13 protein-coding genes are annotated in these 15,470 nt (G+C 37.6%); 10 read left to right on the forward strand and 3 right to left on the reverse strand.

Features of this window, described 5'->3' with window-relative positions; translation table 11 throughout:
- The first annotated feature begins 60 nt into the window (after positions 1-60).
- Together egtB and ACLCDL_RS15085 are read left to right on the forward strand one after the other, a co-directional pair.
- The gene (egtB, locus tag ACLCDL_RS15080; protein ID WP_423149232.1) at positions 61-1,209 is read left to right on the forward strand and encodes an ergothioneine biosynthesis protein EgtB; all 1,149 of its coding nucleotides are present in this window, start codon (positions 61-63) and stop codon (positions 1,207-1,209) included.
- 4 nt (positions 1,210-1,213) lie between these two features.
- Entirely contained in the window at positions 1,214-2,221 is a 1,008-nt protein-coding gene (locus tag ACLCDL_RS15085; RefSeq protein WP_423149233.1) for an L-histidine N(alpha)-methyltransferase, read from the forward strand.
- 5 nt (positions 2,222-2,226) lie between these two features.
- Here ACLCDL_RS15085 and ACLCDL_RS15090 read toward each other — a convergent pair whose 3' ends face one another.
- Complete coding sequence (locus tag ACLCDL_RS15090) at positions 2,227-3,207, reverse strand: exonuclease domain-containing protein (protein ID WP_423149234.1); 981 nt, start codon at positions 3,205-3,207, stop codon at positions 2,227-2,229.
- A 279-nt stretch (positions 3,208-3,486) separates the two neighbouring features.
- Here ACLCDL_RS15090 and ACLCDL_RS15095 point away from each other — a divergent pair, with 279 nt between their 5' ends.
- The 3 genes from ACLCDL_RS15095 (at position 3,487) to ACLCDL_RS15105 (ending at position 5,252) form a co-directional block, all read left to right on the forward strand.
- Positions 3,487-4,185, forward strand: coding sequence for a DUF3291 domain-containing protein (locus ACLCDL_RS15095; protein WP_423149235.1), 699 nt, complete (start codon positions 3,487-3,489; stop codon positions 4,183-4,185).
- Between the two features lie 3 nt (positions 4,186-4,188).
- Positions 4,189-4,440 carry a hypothetical protein gene (locus ACLCDL_RS15100; protein ID WP_423149236.1) on the forward strand — a complete coding sequence of 84 codons (252 nt, stop codon included), beginning with the start codon at positions 4,189-4,191 and terminating at the stop codon, positions 4,438-4,440.
- A gap of 275 nt (positions 4,441-4,715) precedes the next feature.
- Entirely contained in the window at positions 4,716-5,252 is a 537-nt protein-coding gene (locus ACLCDL_RS15105) for a DUF6580 family putative transport protein (protein ID WP_423149237.1), read from the forward strand.
- A gap of 72 nt (positions 5,253-5,324) precedes the next feature.
- On the opposite strand, the gene ACLCDL_RS15110 is transcribed toward ACLCDL_RS15105, so the two are convergent.
- Positions 5,325-6,569, reverse strand: a complete 1,245-nt coding sequence (locus ACLCDL_RS15110; RefSeq protein WP_423149238.1) for a glutamate-5-semialdehyde dehydrogenase — start codon at positions 6,567-6,569, stop codon at positions 5,325-5,327.
- 1 nt (position 6,570) lies between these two features.
- Positions 6,571-7,659 carry a glutamate 5-kinase gene (gene proB / locus ACLCDL_RS15115; protein ID WP_423149239.1) on the reverse strand — a complete coding sequence of 363 codons (1,089 nt, stop codon included), beginning with the start codon at positions 7,657-7,659 and terminating at the stop codon, positions 6,571-6,573.
- Between the two features lie 259 nt (positions 7,660-7,918).
- On the opposite strand from proB, the gene ACLCDL_RS15120 reads away from it, so the two are divergent.
- The 5 genes from ACLCDL_RS15120 to ACLCDL_RS15140 are packed head-to-tail and all read left to right on the forward strand — an operon-like array spanning position 7,919 to position 15,219.
- Entirely contained in the window at positions 7,919-9,400 is a 1,482-nt protein-coding gene (locus ACLCDL_RS15120; protein WP_423149240.1) for an ATP-binding response regulator, read from the forward strand.
- A 3-nt stretch (positions 9,401-9,403) separates the two neighbouring features.
- On the forward strand, positions 9,404-13,447 hold the full coding sequence (locus tag ACLCDL_RS15125) for a response regulator (protein ID WP_423149241.1): 4,044 nt from the start codon (positions 9,404-9,406) through the stop codon (positions 13,445-13,447).
- A gap of 6 nt (positions 13,448-13,453) precedes the next feature.
- Positions 13,454-13,831: a response regulator gene (locus ACLCDL_RS15130; RefSeq protein ID WP_423149242.1), complete on the forward strand. Its 378-nt coding sequence runs from the start codon at positions 13,454-13,456 to the stop codon at positions 13,829-13,831.
- A 3-nt stretch (positions 13,832-13,834) separates the two neighbouring features.
- Positions 13,835-14,659, forward strand: a complete 825-nt coding sequence (locus tag ACLCDL_RS15135; RefSeq protein WP_423149243.1) for a CheR family methyltransferase — start codon at positions 13,835-13,837, stop codon at positions 14,657-14,659.
- Positions 14,656-15,219 carry a chemotaxis protein CheB gene (locus ACLCDL_RS15140; protein ID WP_423149244.1) on the forward strand — a complete coding sequence of 188 codons (564 nt, stop codon included), beginning with the start codon at positions 14,656-14,658 and terminating at the stop codon, positions 15,217-15,219. The genes ACLCDL_RS15135 and ACLCDL_RS15140 overlap by 4 nt, the downstream gene beginning before the upstream one ends.
- Positions 15,220-15,470 lie beyond the last annotated feature (251 nt).

The raw sequence follows: 15,470 nt of genomic DNA on the forward strand, positions 1-15,470 counted from the left end.
TATGCAAACACCTAAGAAAACATTATCGGTTACTATCAGGTTAAAAGGAAAAATAGATGGATGTTTATCAATACCTATCGTTTAATACGAAAACGAACAGAAGAAATTTGCGCACCGCTCCGAACGGAAGATTATGTAGTACAGCCAATACCTGATGTTAGTCCCCCCAAGTGGCATTTAGGACATACTACCTGGTTTTTTGAGACTTTTATCTTAATTCCGCATGCAGAAAACTACAAACCATATAACCCCGACTACAATTATGTTTTTAACAGTTATTACGAAACTGTAGGCGCCAGAGTAATAAGGACAGACCGTGGCAACCTGAGCAGGCCCACTGTAAATGAAATATTTCTTTACCGCCAGCATGTAGATGCTGCTATGGCGGTTCTATTATATAACGATGAAAAAGTAAATCAACTTAAAGACCTTATTGAATTAGGTTTGCAGCATGAACAACAGCACCAGGAACTTTTATTTACAGATATAAAATACATTTTGGGCCATAACCCTCTTTTTCCTGCTTATTCTGCCGACTACCCTTCTATAAAGAAAACAGACACCGAAACAGCATATGTTGAAATACCCGAAGGAGTTTATGAAATAGGCTATCAAGGCCTTGGATTTTGCTTTGATAATGAACTATCAAGGCATAAAGTTTACCTGAAAAACTTTTCTGTAAGCTCTGCACTTGTAAGCAACAAAGAATACCTCGAATTTATTAATGATGACGGATATAAAAATTTCCGGTACTGGCACTCAGAAGGCTGGGATTGGGTTAATAAAAACCACATAACAAAACCGCTTTACTGGCATGAAATTGATAAGGTTTGGTTTAATTATACCCTGCGGGGCTTAGAACCCGTATCAGAATCAGAGCCGCTTAGCCACATCAGTTATTACGAAGCCCATGCCTATGCAGAATGGAAAGGATTACGGCTACTAACGGAGTTTGAATGGGAAGTTGCAGCAGTTCAATTTGAATGGGGACATCGTTGGGAATGGACCGAAAGCGCTTACCTGCCCTATCCGGATTTTAAAAAACCCGCAGGAGCAATCGGAGAATACAACGGCAAATTTATGGTTAATCAAATGGTACTACGAGGTGCATCTGAATTTACACCAGCCGGACACAGCCGGATAACTTACCGCAATTTCTTTCACCCGCATTTGCAATGGCAATGTACAGGCATTCGTCTGGCAAAATAAGACTATGAAAAAAGAACAATTGACTAAATTTGAAGATAACAGTAATCTCGAACCTGAAAATATCGGTGGTTTTTTGCAGGATGTTATTAAAGGCCTCCGATCGCACCCCAAAAAATTATATTCAAAATACTTTTACGATGCAGAGGGCGACCACATTTTCCAAAGGATCATGCGGTCTGCCGACTATTATGTAACAGACTGTGAGCTGGAAATTTTCAAAAACAGGTGTAGTGATTTCAGTAAATTATTTTCACGTTTCAGCGAAGGATTTGATGTAGTTGAACTCGGTGCAGGAGATGCTTATAAATCCCGCCATTTGTTGAAATGTTTATTGGATGAAGGACTTGATTTCACCTACTATCCAACAGATATTTCTGAACATGCAGTAAATATGGTTTCGGATGAACTTCCAGAAAAACTCACGGGTTTAAAAATAAAAGGACTTACAGGAGAATTTTTTGATACACTTGACGAGGTAAGCCGCCTTTCGGGCAAACCTAAAGTTGTATTATTTCTCGGATCAAATATTGGGAACATGCCTCCTACAGAAGCAGTTGATTTTTGCCGAACTCTGCGCAAATATCTTTCCGACGGCGATCTCGCTTTGATTGGATTTGATCTGAAAAAAAATCCATGGACAATTTTCAAGGCTTACAACGATAGTGAACGCATTACTAAAGAATTCAATCTTAACCTGCTTAACAGGATAAACAAGGAGTTAAACGGAAACTTCAATTTAGAACAGTTCGACCATTATGAAAATTACGATCCTGAAAGCGGCGCCTGCAAAAGTTATTTATTTAGTTTAAAAGATCAGAAAGTAACCATTCAGGGTACTGAAATACATTTTGCAGCGAATGAAATTATCTATATGGAAACTTCGCAAAAATATACCGAAGATGAAATTGAGAAAATAGCACGGGAAACGCACTTTAAAATCGAAACCCACTTATACGATTCGAAAAAATGGTTTATAGATTCAGTATGGGAAGCTATTCCTTATCAAATCTAAAATAATTACTTTCCGAACTTCAGCTTTAGCTGTTCCAGCATATCGTTGGTAATGGGTTCAGATTTTTTGGGTTTTGAATTAAATTGCTCTTTTGAGTTCCTTTGCTGAAAGTTTTGCTTCTGAGGATTATCAGTCCTCTCAAGCACAATGGTAGTTTCTGTTTGTTTTTTGATTACAACTTTCTTTTCATTCCACCTGACCCATATTTTTTCAAGGCAACGCTTAGTATATAATGGAAAATCGCCCTGCTGCATCCAGGAATAATAACTTGGCTCTGAATGGAAAACATCTTCTACCCGTTTACCTTTATGCTTTCCGAAGTTGAAAATTTCTTCGCCACTTTCGTTATAAACAATTCTCCCCGCAAAATCTACCGGCCTGCTTAAATTAGTAAAAGCATGCAAGGCATCCACATCATTTTGCACAGGCACCAGTTTGTTCCCTTTCTTATCTTCCCATTCTACATCCTGGTATTTTTCTAGCTGCGCCAGCAACACCTCGTAGGTTGCTTTAATGTCAGCCTCCGCCGAGTGCGCATTTTCGATGCTTTTTCCGCAGTAAAACTGATATGCAGCTTTCAGCGTTCGTTGTTCCATTTGATGGAAAATATTCTGAACGTCCACAAATTTCCGTTCCGAAAGATCAAAATCAATACCGGCACGAAGAAATTCTTCCAACAGCATCGGAACATCAAATTTATTTGAATTGTACCCGGCAAGGTCGCAGTTATCTAAAAAATCAGCCAGGCTTTGTGCTACATCTTTAAAGGCGGGTGCATCTTTTATATCCTCATCATATATCCCATGGATCAGTGAAGATTCTAAAGGAATTGGCCTCTCTGGATTAATTCTTAGCGTTTTTATTTCTTCTGTCCCGTCCGGTTTTGCTTTAAGGATAGAAATTTCAACAATACGATCAATTCCGATAGTTAGACCGGTAGCTTCAAGATCAAAAAAAGCAAGAGGACGTTTCAGATTCAGTTTCATGTGCAGCAAAGGTCGGAAAATCTATTGAAATATTAGATTTGTTGATTATTTTAACGCTGAATTTACACAGACATCTGTTCTTGCCACTGCGGAGAAGTAAAAATTCTTTTAAAAAGAGTCGATTAAGAAAATAGCAACAATCCCAAAAGAATTCCAGTTATCATTATTACATACAATAAAATTTCATTAGTGGCAAAATGTTTATACTTTGTCCAGAAGGTATATTTTTGTTCTTCTTTTGCCATAAAATCGGGTTGGAATACAAAAATAGGATTATAAATGCTTGTCTCATTAACTATTGTAAAATATAGAAAAAGGTTTATTCCATTGGCGCTTCTTTCAATGGCCATATTCCGGATTCCTTTGCTTATTAACAAAAGTTGCAGGTTCTGGAAACTATTGGGTACAGGCAGAGGTGGCAGTTTCGATTTAAACCCGGACTGGCAACATTGGGGATTACTCGCTACATGGGAAAACCGGGCTGATTTTGAAATTTTCAACACCACATCGCTCATAAAAAAATGGTGGGCCACCTTTACTACAGAACAATGGACGATACTTTGCGAACCTATCTCCGGCCACGGAAAATGGGATAACCAGGAGCCCTTTAAATATACAGGTAACCAGGAAGAATATACCGGGCCTGTTGCTGTTTTAACCAGAGCAACTATTCGAATCAGCCGGTTAAAAAATTTCTGGTCACATGTTAAACCTGTTGCCCGGATAATGAAAAATGCTCCCGGTTATATTACCTCAGTTGGTATAGGAGAGGCTCCTGTTTATCGACAAGCCACGTTTTCGATCTGGCGCAGCTTAAGTGATTTAAAGGTATTTGCTTATCATTCAGAAGAACATAAACAAGTTATAAACAAAACAAGGAATGAAAACTGGTACAGTGAAGAGCTGTTTGCACGGTTTAAACCCGTTTACTCAACAGGCTTACTGAACGGAAAAAATCCGCTGGAAAATATAATATAATATATGAGAATAGTAGCAGAATTACCACGTCCTGATTGTAAAATCACTATTTTTTCGATGAACATGAAGTACCTCATCAAATTTGAAAAAGGTGCTCTTGAACAAACATATAAGCTTTCTGAAATAGATATAACAGAAGGAGTAAACGGAGTTTTTAAAATATTGGATGATGAATTTATCACCTCCGTCGTTCAACGTTTTGATTTTATGCGTACCGACTTTCACGAAGCTTACAAGAGAAATGAATATAAATAAAAACAGTAATACAAGAATGATTAGTAATTAAATATCAATTTTTTATATAAAATATTAATATTAAACAAAATTATATTTGGCTACTTAATCTGTAAAGTTTGTAAAACAAATTAAATATCTAAACAAACAAAAAAGTTAATCCTAGACAATAATCTGTAAAACAGTAATATATTTATTAAAACAGAATTAAATTTGGCAGCAATAACACTAAAATTAATGGATTCATATCGGATAATTCCCTTTTTTTGATTTGATATTTTTTCTAATTTTGAAAGATGACAAAGCACTTAAATTTTTCCAGGATAATTGTATTAAGCTTACTTGTAGTACTTGCGGCTTCCACTCGTGCTATCCCCCTATTAATCCCCCACCTTTGGAATTTTACAGCAGTTGGTGCCCTGGCAATTTTTGCAGGAGCACAATTTAAAGACAAATGGCTTGCATTTTTAATTCCCTTAGCAGTTATGGCTCTATCCGATTTGTTTATTGGATACGGCTTCAATACTTCAGTTTATATTGGGTTTGTGTTAATGGTGTTGTGCGGTTTCTTAATCAGAAAAAATGTAACGGTAGCAAATGTCGGCCTGGCATCGATAGGTGGCGCATTAATATTCTTCCTGATAACAAATTTCGCTTATCTGTATCCGGAAACTTTATATCCTCATAACTTTAGCGGAATAATTCAATCTTACATAATGGGATTACCGTTTTTACAAAACATGCTCATTGGCGACGCAATCTATGGAACCGTGCTGTTTTATGGATTCCATTTACTTGTAAAGAAATATCCCGCTTTAGCAGTAGCTAAATAAAGAATACTTATAGCTTAAAATAAGAAAGCCGGATCAGAGGATCCGGCTTTCTTATTTCTCGTACAAACTTTATTAAGGCCTTACCTGGCCATTTCCTTTAACGATCCATTTATAACTTGTAAGTTCATCAAGTCCCATTGGGCCGCGGGCGTGTAGCTTCTGGGTACTAATACCTATCTCTGCACCCAGTCCAAACTGAGCTCCATCTGTAAAAGCGGTTGACGTATTGGCAAAAACAGCAGCAGCATCTACCCCATTTAAAAATCGTTCAATATTTTCTTCACTTTCAGATATAATGGCTTCGCTGTGTTTGGAGCTGTTATTAGCAATATGTTCCAAAGCCTCTTCCATATCTTTCACAGTTTTTACAGCCATTTTATTTGACAAAAACTCTGTCCCGAAATGCTCCTGTCTTGCAGGGTTCAATGTTGCAGCATATGCACCTTCAACAGCTTTAAACGACTGATCATCAGCAAACAACTCTACTTCTTTCTTAGCTAAAGGTTTAATCAATTCAGCAAGGTCCTTCAATCTTGACTCATGAATTAACAAGCAGTCAAGAGCGTTACAAACGCTTACTCTGCGTGTCTTAGCATTCAAAATAATTGACTTTCCTTTTTCAAGATCGGCAGTTTCATCAAAATAAGTATGTACAATACCTGCGCCTGTCTCTATTACCGGAATCCGGGCATTTTTCCGCACATAATTTATTAGAGACTGGCTTCCTCTTGGTATCAATACATCAACATATCCGGAAGCGTTTAAAAGCGCTTCTGTTGCTTCCCGCTCAGGCGGCAGCAATGTTGCACTATTTTTATCAACCCGGTGTTTTTCTAAAACTTTATGAATAAGTGAAATAATAGCCTGATTGGAAGAAGAGGCGTCGCTGCCGCCTTTTAAAACACAGGCATTCCCTGATTTTAAACAAAGAGAAAACACATCGAATGTAACATTGGGCCGGGCTTCGTAGATTACCCCAACCATACCCAACGGCACACTTACCTTTGTTAATTTCAAACCATTTGGCAGTTCTTTACTTATAAGCGTTTTACCAAGCGGAGAAGGCAGACCTGCTACATTGGTTATTTCTTTGGCAATATCCTTAATTCTTTGCGGGGTTAATTTTAAACGGTCATATTTCGGATCCTCAGGATCCATGCGCAAAAGATCCTCCTTGTTTTCTTTTAACAGAAATTCGGTTTCTGTAACAGCAAGGGCAGCAAGGTCTTTAAGAATTGAATTAATTGTATCAGCATTTAATAATCCAAGTTTCCTGCTTGCTTTACTGGTATCAACAAAAAAATGGGTGTACTCCATATTAATTTATTTCAGTATTCAAAAATAAGTAATCGTAATGAACTAAGGGCTTCTCTTTCTTTTTCCCGATACGTTCCGTTGCTTTTTCTGCACTGTATTCCGCTATTCCCAGTCCTACTGTTTTTCCCTGCTCATCAACCAGTTTAATAATATCGCCTTTTTGAAATCCTTTTTGAATTGACGAAATTCCCACTGGAAGCAAACTGGTAGCTTTTGGCGAATTTAACGCAATTTTTGCTCCTTCATTTATTTGGACAATCCCTGTTGCATAATTTTCCGAATGGGCTATCCATTTCTTCTTGCCCGAAGTAGTTTTTAACGGTATAAATTTTGTGTTTACAACCTTGTTCTCCAATACATCCAATACAATGTTTTCCTTTTTTCCGTTGGCTATATGAACGGTTATACCTAATTGTGCTACCTTATGGGCCATATTAGATTTTGTAACCATCCCTCCTCTTCCAAATTGTGATTTGTTAGCAGTAATGAATGAAGAAAATCCAGTACTTAAAGGTGCAATCTCTTCAATAACTTTTGATTTAGGATCTTTAGGATCACCGTTATAAATACCATCCACATTACTTAAAATAAGTAAGGCATCAGCATTCAGCATAGACGCTATCAAACCGCCAAGTTCATCATTATCGGTAAACATTAATTCGGTTACTGATATAACGTCGTTTTCATTTACAATTGGAATGACATTATTTTTAAGCAGTATCTGGAAGCAATTCTTCATATTCAGATAATGCAGGCGGTCTCTGAAATCTTCCTTGGTAACTAAAACCTGTGCGCTTATTAAATTTTTCCTGTTAAACAGATCGGCGTATGTATTAATAAGTTTTACTTGTCCTACTGCAGCAAAAAGCTGGCGGCTGGCAACAGCATCCTGCTTCTCAGGAATTTCTATAAGGCTTTTACCAAAAGAAACGGCCCCTGATGAAATAAGAATAACTTCTTTCGATTGACTTTTAATCCGGGCTATCTGATCTGCCAAATGTTCCATTCGCTGTAAATCCGGCAACCCGTTTTCCTGTGTTAAAACATTCGATCCTATTTTTATAACAATTCTATTATATGAAAGCGCCATTCCTTTAAAAAGCTTTACTCTTTTTTATAATACTTATTTTTGCGCTAAAGCTACAAAAAACCATTTTTTAATCTCTTTAGGAGTAGAATATATTTTAAAACAAATGCTGAACTACATTGTTAATAATTGTTTTTTGATATGCCAGGAGCTTTCAAAAAAAACATTTCTAAATAAAAAAAGGAGCCTGGAAAGGGAAGTATCTGCTCCTCGTAATACTATATTTGAACTTGATATACTTAATAGAATTTAAAACGCTATAATGATTCTTATAGTTGATGATAAGCCTGAAAATATATTTTCGCTAAAAAAATTACTGGAATTAAACGGATTTGAAGTTGACGCAGCCCTGTCTGGAGAAGAAGCCCTGAAAAAAATACTAAAAAGCAAGTACGCCCTGATTATCCTGGATGTGCAGATGCCGGGAATGGACGGCTTTGAAGTTGCTGAAGCAATATCTGGTTACAGTAAAACAAAAGATGTTCCGGTGATTTTTCTTTCTGCTGTAAATACTGAAAAGAAGTTTGTTACCAAAGGATATTTTAGCGGCGCACTTGATTACATTACCAAGCCTGTTGATCCCGATATTTTACTTCTAAAAGTTAAAACGTTTCATCGTTTATACGAACAAAAGCAGGAGTTAACGCGGATACACCAGGTTTTACGTGAAGAAATTGAATTTCGTAAAAAGGCGCAGTCTGAACTGAGAGAAAGAGTACAGGAATTGCGTTCCATATTGGAAACTATTCCCCAGATTGCGTTTACTGCAAAGAATACCGGCGAAATTGAGTTCGTAAACCAGCACTGGTTTAATTATTCAAATTCAGGACATCTTTTTCCTGAAAACCATCCGGACGAGAACAGTATTGATGAAAAATGGGCTGAAGCCATACAAACAGGTCAGCCGCTGGAATCAGAAGTAAACATTAAAAAACTAAACCAGGATATTTACAGGGTACATCTGTTACGTGCCATCCCTGTTAAAGAAGGCGATAATGTAATTAAATGGGTTGGAACATTTACAGATATTGAAGACCAAAAACAGGCCGAAAATAAAAAAATCGAGTTTTTAAGTATTGCCAGCCACGAGCTGAAAACTCCTCTAACCAGCATAAAAGCCTATTTCCAAATTCTTGAGCGTTCGTTGAACGACACGGAAAACAAAGAAGTATCAAAAAAATATTTAAACAGAACTCAGTTTCAGCTGGATAAGCTTCAAAGCCTCATTGCCGACCTTTTAGATATTTCTAAGATTGAAAGCGGAAAGATCAAGTTCAACAAAAAAACCTTCGAACTGGAACCTTTGCTGAATAATGCTATTGAAATCATTAATCAAACACATGATGATTATAAGATTATAAAAAAAGGCACTGCCAATGTTAAGGTATATGGGGATGATATCAGGATTGAACAGGTAATAATTAATTATCTGACCAACGCTATCAAATATTCACCGGAAAAGAAAGAGGTTCATGTCGAGATATCCACTCCCGATAAGAACGAAGTAAAAGTGCTGGTAAAGGATTTTGGAATTGGTATCCCAAAAGAAAAGCAATCTAATATCTTTCAGAAGTTTTATCGTGTGGAAGAATCTTCTCATCGTTTTCAGGGCCTTGGCATGGGCTTGTATATCTGCTCAGATATAATACGACGGCACAATGGCAAATACGGCGTAAAAAGCACACCCGGAGAAGGCTCGGAATTTTATTTTAGTTTACCCATTCAGCATACTGAATCAGAATAACAAATGAAGAGAAATTTTAAAAGTTTGCCCTTACCGGTAAAATTAATGATTATTGGTTTTTTGCCACTTGTATTTCTGCTTTTGTTCGGAATCAAAATCCATCAGGAGAAACAGGAACGGCTTCACACACTGGAAAATTTCAGAAACCGCATTTTTGAATCCTCTGAAATAATGAAACTGATAGCAGAACTTCAAAAAGAAAGAAGATTTAGTTTCAGTTATGCTTTAAGAAAACAAAACAAAGGCAGTTTAATAAATCAAAGGACAAAAACCGATTCTGCCCTGCTTGCCCTTGATACTTTCTCTACTCCCAGTGTCAAAAACTTTCAGTCTTACACGTTTATTGACAGCCTCGGTTCTGTAAGAAAACAAATTGACCGCGGTTCTTTAGATCCTCAGCAAATAACAAATTATTATACCAATACGATCTTTCGCCTCAATACGCTCACGCCGGTTTCGTTACAGAATATTGCAAAAAGTGACAGTATTTATAAAGAAATGCAGAGCCAGAAGCTGTTGTCTGAAATGATAACTTATTTGGGTCTTCTCCGTGCAAGCATTTATTCAGTGTTATTTTATCAGGGAAACCAGATGAATCCCGCTGCCACCGATCAATTGAACAGTATTTATGGCATTTACAATTCTTTCTACCGGGAGTTTTCAGTAAAAGGATCAGAGCAGGCAATAAGTACTTATCAAAAAGCCCGGGAAAACAGCGACCTTAAACCTACTCTGGACTTTATTGAAAGCTACATTAAAAATGATGGTATTGATAAAACTTATACTCCTGACGAATTCTGGGATATTTCAGGAAGCGGCGTTGCCCAGTTAGACAGGTTACTTATAACACTCACGTCAGAAGTCAATAAAAAAGTTAGTGAGCTATATGAAGCTGAGAAAATGGATATGTATAAAAATCTTGCTCTTGTAACCGGTATCATCATTCTGGTTATCATTATTGTTTTTTATACTATCCGAACTATCTCTCAGAGCTTAAGTCAATTACGATGGGCCGCAGAGAAGCTTGCAGTAGGTTCTACCGGAATAGATTTATCGATATCTTCTAACGATGTTATTGGCAGTCTTGCCGAATCGGTGCTGGTTATAGACCGCAACAACAATCAGCTTGCCAAAGCTGCAGAGGCAATAGGTCACGGAAAGATGGATGTAGAGATAGTTCCCCGTACCGAGGATGATGTTATTGGCCATGCCATTTTACAAATGAAGAAAGATCTTCAGCAATTCCGACAGGAAAATAAAGAAAAGATATGGGTTCAAACCGGAGTAGCATTAATAGTAACCAGTCTGCAGGGTGAGAAAACGCTGGACACACTATCAAAAGATTCATTAAATGCTTTGGTAAACTACCTGGAAGTTGAAGTGGGACTATTTTTTATAAGCAACGAAGAAAAACTGCATTATTATAATGGATATGCTGTCGCAGATAAAAAATCAATCCCGACTGTAATTCCTTTCGGCGAAACACTTGTAGGACAAGCAGCAGTCAATAAAGAAATTATTTATTTAAAAGACACACCTGCTGACTTTGTAAAGATTGCAACTGCCAGCGGTTCTGCTAATCCAAATCATGTTCTGATTGTTCCGCTCGTATATAACGGAATTTTAAAGGGTGTAATAGAACTTGGTTCGTTTAAACCATTTTCGGAAGCTGCACTTCATTTGACAAAAGAGGTATCAAATAATATCGCGGTAGCTTTAAATACAGCTAAGAACAGGGCAAAACTGCAGGAATTATTTGAAGAAACCCAGGCACAATCAGAAGAGTTGCAGGCACAGCACGGTGAATTAGAGAATATTAATACCGAACTGGAAGCGCAAACACATAAACTGCAGGCATCAGAAGAAGAATTGAAGGTGCAGCAGGAAGAATTGCTTCAGGCAAATAAGGAACTGGAAGAAAGAGCCCGGCTACTGGAAGATAAAAACCAGGTAATTGTTGAACGCAATCTGGAAATACAGAAAAAAGCAGAAGAACTGGAGCTGAGCACAAAATACAAGTCGGAGTTTTTAGCAAACATGTCACATGAACTGAGAACGCCGCTCAATTCAATCCTTCTTCTTTCACGACTAATGGGTGAAAATACCGAGAATAACCTGTCGGAAGACCAGATTGAATATGCCAAAGTAATTCAAAGTTCGGGTAACGGACTGCTCACGCTGATAGATGAGATTCTGGACCTTTCAAAAATTGAATCAGGGAAAATGGATCTGGAATATTCTCCGGTATTTGCCGATGAATTAGTACGAGACCTGCAAAGCATGTTTGCACCTTTGGCAAGGGAAAAAAACCTGGAACTACTTTTCAATATCAGTCCGGATGTCCCATCAATTTCAACAGACCGTTTGCGGTTAGAACAGATACTTAAAAACCTGCTTTCAAATTCACTTAAATTTACATCAAAGGGCTCTATTAAGTTTCATATCTCAGTTCCTGAAGACAAGAGCTCCTACATAGCTTTTAGTGTAAAAGACACAGGAATAGGCATAGCTAAAGAGAAACAAAAACAAATATTTGAAGCTTTCCAGCAGGCAGACGGCACCACAAGAAGAAAGTACGGGGGCACCGGACTTGGATTGTCTATCTCAAAAGAGCTGGCGAAGCTTTTAGGAGGCGAAATAAAACTAATAAGCGAGTTAGGAAGTGGCAGCGAGTTTATAGTCACAATTCCTCAATACCCAATCCCGAATAAAAAGGAAATATCAGAAGATAAAATTGATATCAGAAAGGAGATTGATGACAAACCAGAAGCTGCCACATCATCACCGGAAGAGCGGCCGCGTTTTATAACCTCTGTAATTCCGAATGAATTAGATGATGATAGAAATTCCATCAATCCTCAGGATAAATACATCCTTATAGTTGAGGATGACACCTTATTTGCCAAAGCATTGCTGGAGTTTACCCGTAAAAAGGGATATAAAGGCATTGTAGCTGTTCGGGGAGATAGTGGAATTGAACTTGCAAAACAATATAAGCCAAAAGCCATTTTGCTCGACATTCAGCTTCCTGTAAAAGACGGTTGGGAAGTAATGGAAGAGCTGAAGGCAAGCAAAGAAACAAGGCATATTCCGGTACATATTATGTCTTCGATGGAAGTTAAGAAAGAGAGTCTGCTAAAAGGAGCAATCGATTTTATTAACAAACCGCTGGCTGTTGAGCAGATGCAGAAGGTATTTTACAAGCTGGAGGAGGCATTAAGTAAAGGCTCACGTAAGGTGCTGATAATTGAAGAAAATCCGAAACACGCTAAGGCGCTTGCTTACTTCCTCGAAACCTTTAAAATAAATTCAACCATAACTGAAACTATCCGGGATGGTGTTAACGCCTTGCAGAAAAAAGAAGTTGACTGTGTTATCCTGGATATGGGGATACCCGACAAAAATGCCTACGAAACCCTGGAAACGGTGAAGGAAAATCCAGGACTGGAAAATATTCCTATTATAATCTTTACCGGTAAAAATTTATCAAAAAATGAGGAAGGAAAGTTAAAGCAATATGCGGATAGCATTGTATTGAAAACCGCTCATTCCTATCAGCGCATTTTAGACGAGGTTGGATTGTTCCTTCATGTTGTGGAAGAAAAACAAACAGATCAAACTCAAACAGCACCGTCATCCAGGTTAGGAGTATTAAGTGAAGTATTAAAGAACAAAACTGTGCTGGTTGCTGATGATGATGTACGAAACATTTTTTCGATAACCAAAGCGCTGGAGCAGTTAAAAATGAAAGTGATTTCGGCGGTAGACGGAAAGGAAGCATTAAAAATTCTGGAAGAAAATCAGGAGGTTGATATTGTATTAATGGATATGATGATGCCCGAAATGGACGGGTATGAAACAACCGCAAAAATAAGGCAGAATTACAGGTTTAAAAACCTGCCTGTAATTGCTGTAACAGCAAAAGCTATGATAGGCGACCGTGAAAAGTGCATTCAGGCAGGTGCTTCTGATTACATTTCAAAACCAATTGATATCGATCAGCTCATCTCCCTTTTAAGAGTATGGCTTTATGACCGTACCATTTAAAGCAATATGGATCAGAAAAAAGACAAAGTATTAATAGTAGACGATGAGTCCCGAAACATTTTTGCATTAAAAGCAGTACTAACAGCAAAAGGATTTAGCTGTATTTCAGCCACTACTGCCGAAGAAGGATTGCAGATAGCATCGAACCAGAAAGATATTGGCATTATTCTTATGGATATGATGCTGCCGCAGACGGATGGTTATGAAGCTATTTCTATCATTCGGAAAGATCCGCAATTAAAAGAAATTCCTGTAATTGCAGTTACAGCACAGGCAATGAAAGGCGATAAAGAAAAATGTTTAAATGCAGGGGCAGATAATTACATTTCTAAACCCATAGATGTAGACCTATTACTTAATTTATTGAAGCTTTATTTGAAGTAGCACGTGGAAGCAGAGATTATAAAAGATGAGGAAATTAGAATTTTATTGAATGATTTAGTTGAAACTCACGGATATGATTTTACAGAATATTCAAAAGCTTCTTTAAAAAGGCGTATTTCCCGCCTTTTTTTATTAGATCGTTTTCCCAGCTTTGCAGAATTCCGGTTTCGCTTGCTAAACGACAAAAATTACATCGGGCGTTTTGTTGAGCAGATTACAGTTACTGTTACTGAAATGTTCCGCGACCCGGAATTTTACAAAACCCTTCGGGAGCAGGTTATACCCGTTTTAGGAACCTATCCTTTTATAAGAATCTGGCATGCCGGATGTGCTACCGGTGAAGAAGTATACTCTATGGCGATTTTGCTGCAGGAAGAGAATCTGCTGCATAAATCCCTTCTTTATGCAACCGATTTAAATCCGGAAGCGCTGGACAAAGCAGCCAAAGGAATTTTTCCATTGAGTGCCATGAAACTTTATTCTGAAAATTATATTCAGGCAGGTGGTAAAAAAGAGTTTTCCAGCTATTATTCCGCTGTGTACGACAGGGTGAAATTTAACGAAAACCTGAGCAGTAAAATGATCTTCTCTACTCATAATTTAGTTTCAGACCATTCCTTTAATCAGTTTCAACTAATTTTGTGCAGAAACGTATTGATTTATTTCGACAAGGATCTCCAGTCGAAGGTATTTACTTTATTTGATGAAAGCCTGGAGAACTTAGGATTCCTTGCCCTGGGCTCAAAAGAAACCATCCGCTTTTCTTCCATAGCTCCAAGGTTTAAAGAAGTAAACAAAAAGGAAAAAATCTGGAGAAAACAGGGATGAAACAAACCAAACTGATAGCAATCGGCGGGTCGGCAGGAAGCCTGAATGTAATAATAAAACTTTTGCCCCGCCTTAAACCTGATTTTAACATCCCATTAGTTATTGTTTTGCATCGAAAAAAAGCTATAAACTCTTCGCTTGCTGCAATTTTTTCACATAAAACGCCTTTAAATGTCAAAGAAGTTGAAGATAAAGACCCGATTCTTCCGGGAAATGTCTACCTCGCTCCTGCCGATTATCATTTACTGATAGAAAAAGAAGGCACATTTTCTCTCGATGCATCTGAAAAAATACTTTTTAGCCGGCCCAGTATTGATGTTACATTTGAAACTGCCGCAGAAGCATACAGGGAATCTTTAACCTGCTTTCTTTTATCCGGGGCAAATGCCGACGGTACAAGGGGATTGCAAAAGGTAAGGGAATATGGTGGAACCGTTGTAATTCAAAACCCGTCAACAGCAGAAATATCTTTTATGCCTAATCACGCGCTTGCCAATCTTGATATTGATTTCGTTCTTGATTGTAATGAAATGGCGACTTTTATAAATAAACTGGATTGATTAGAAGTCAGATTTTTTGAAATCTTCGTATCCGTATTCTTCATTCTCACCAAGCTCTTTTCCCGAGTATTTACCATATCTTAATATAGTATACACCATGTAAACTAACAGGAATGGTGATATCATAAACATAACAGCAATTACATTTAAAAAACTGTTGCTGTAAATCAGAATAAGATATACCAGGAGGAATAAACTAACGAAGCCTATTGCAAAAGAAGCATTCCGGAACATGATACTATTTCTGATAA

Origin of the sequence: Rubrilithobacter danxiaensis (genome assembly GCF_047272945.1) — a bacterium.
GTDB classification, from domain to species: domain Bacteria; phylum Bacteroidota; class Bacteroidia; order Sphingobacteriales; family Sphingobacteriaceae; genus Rubrolithibacter; species Rubrolithibacter danxiaensis.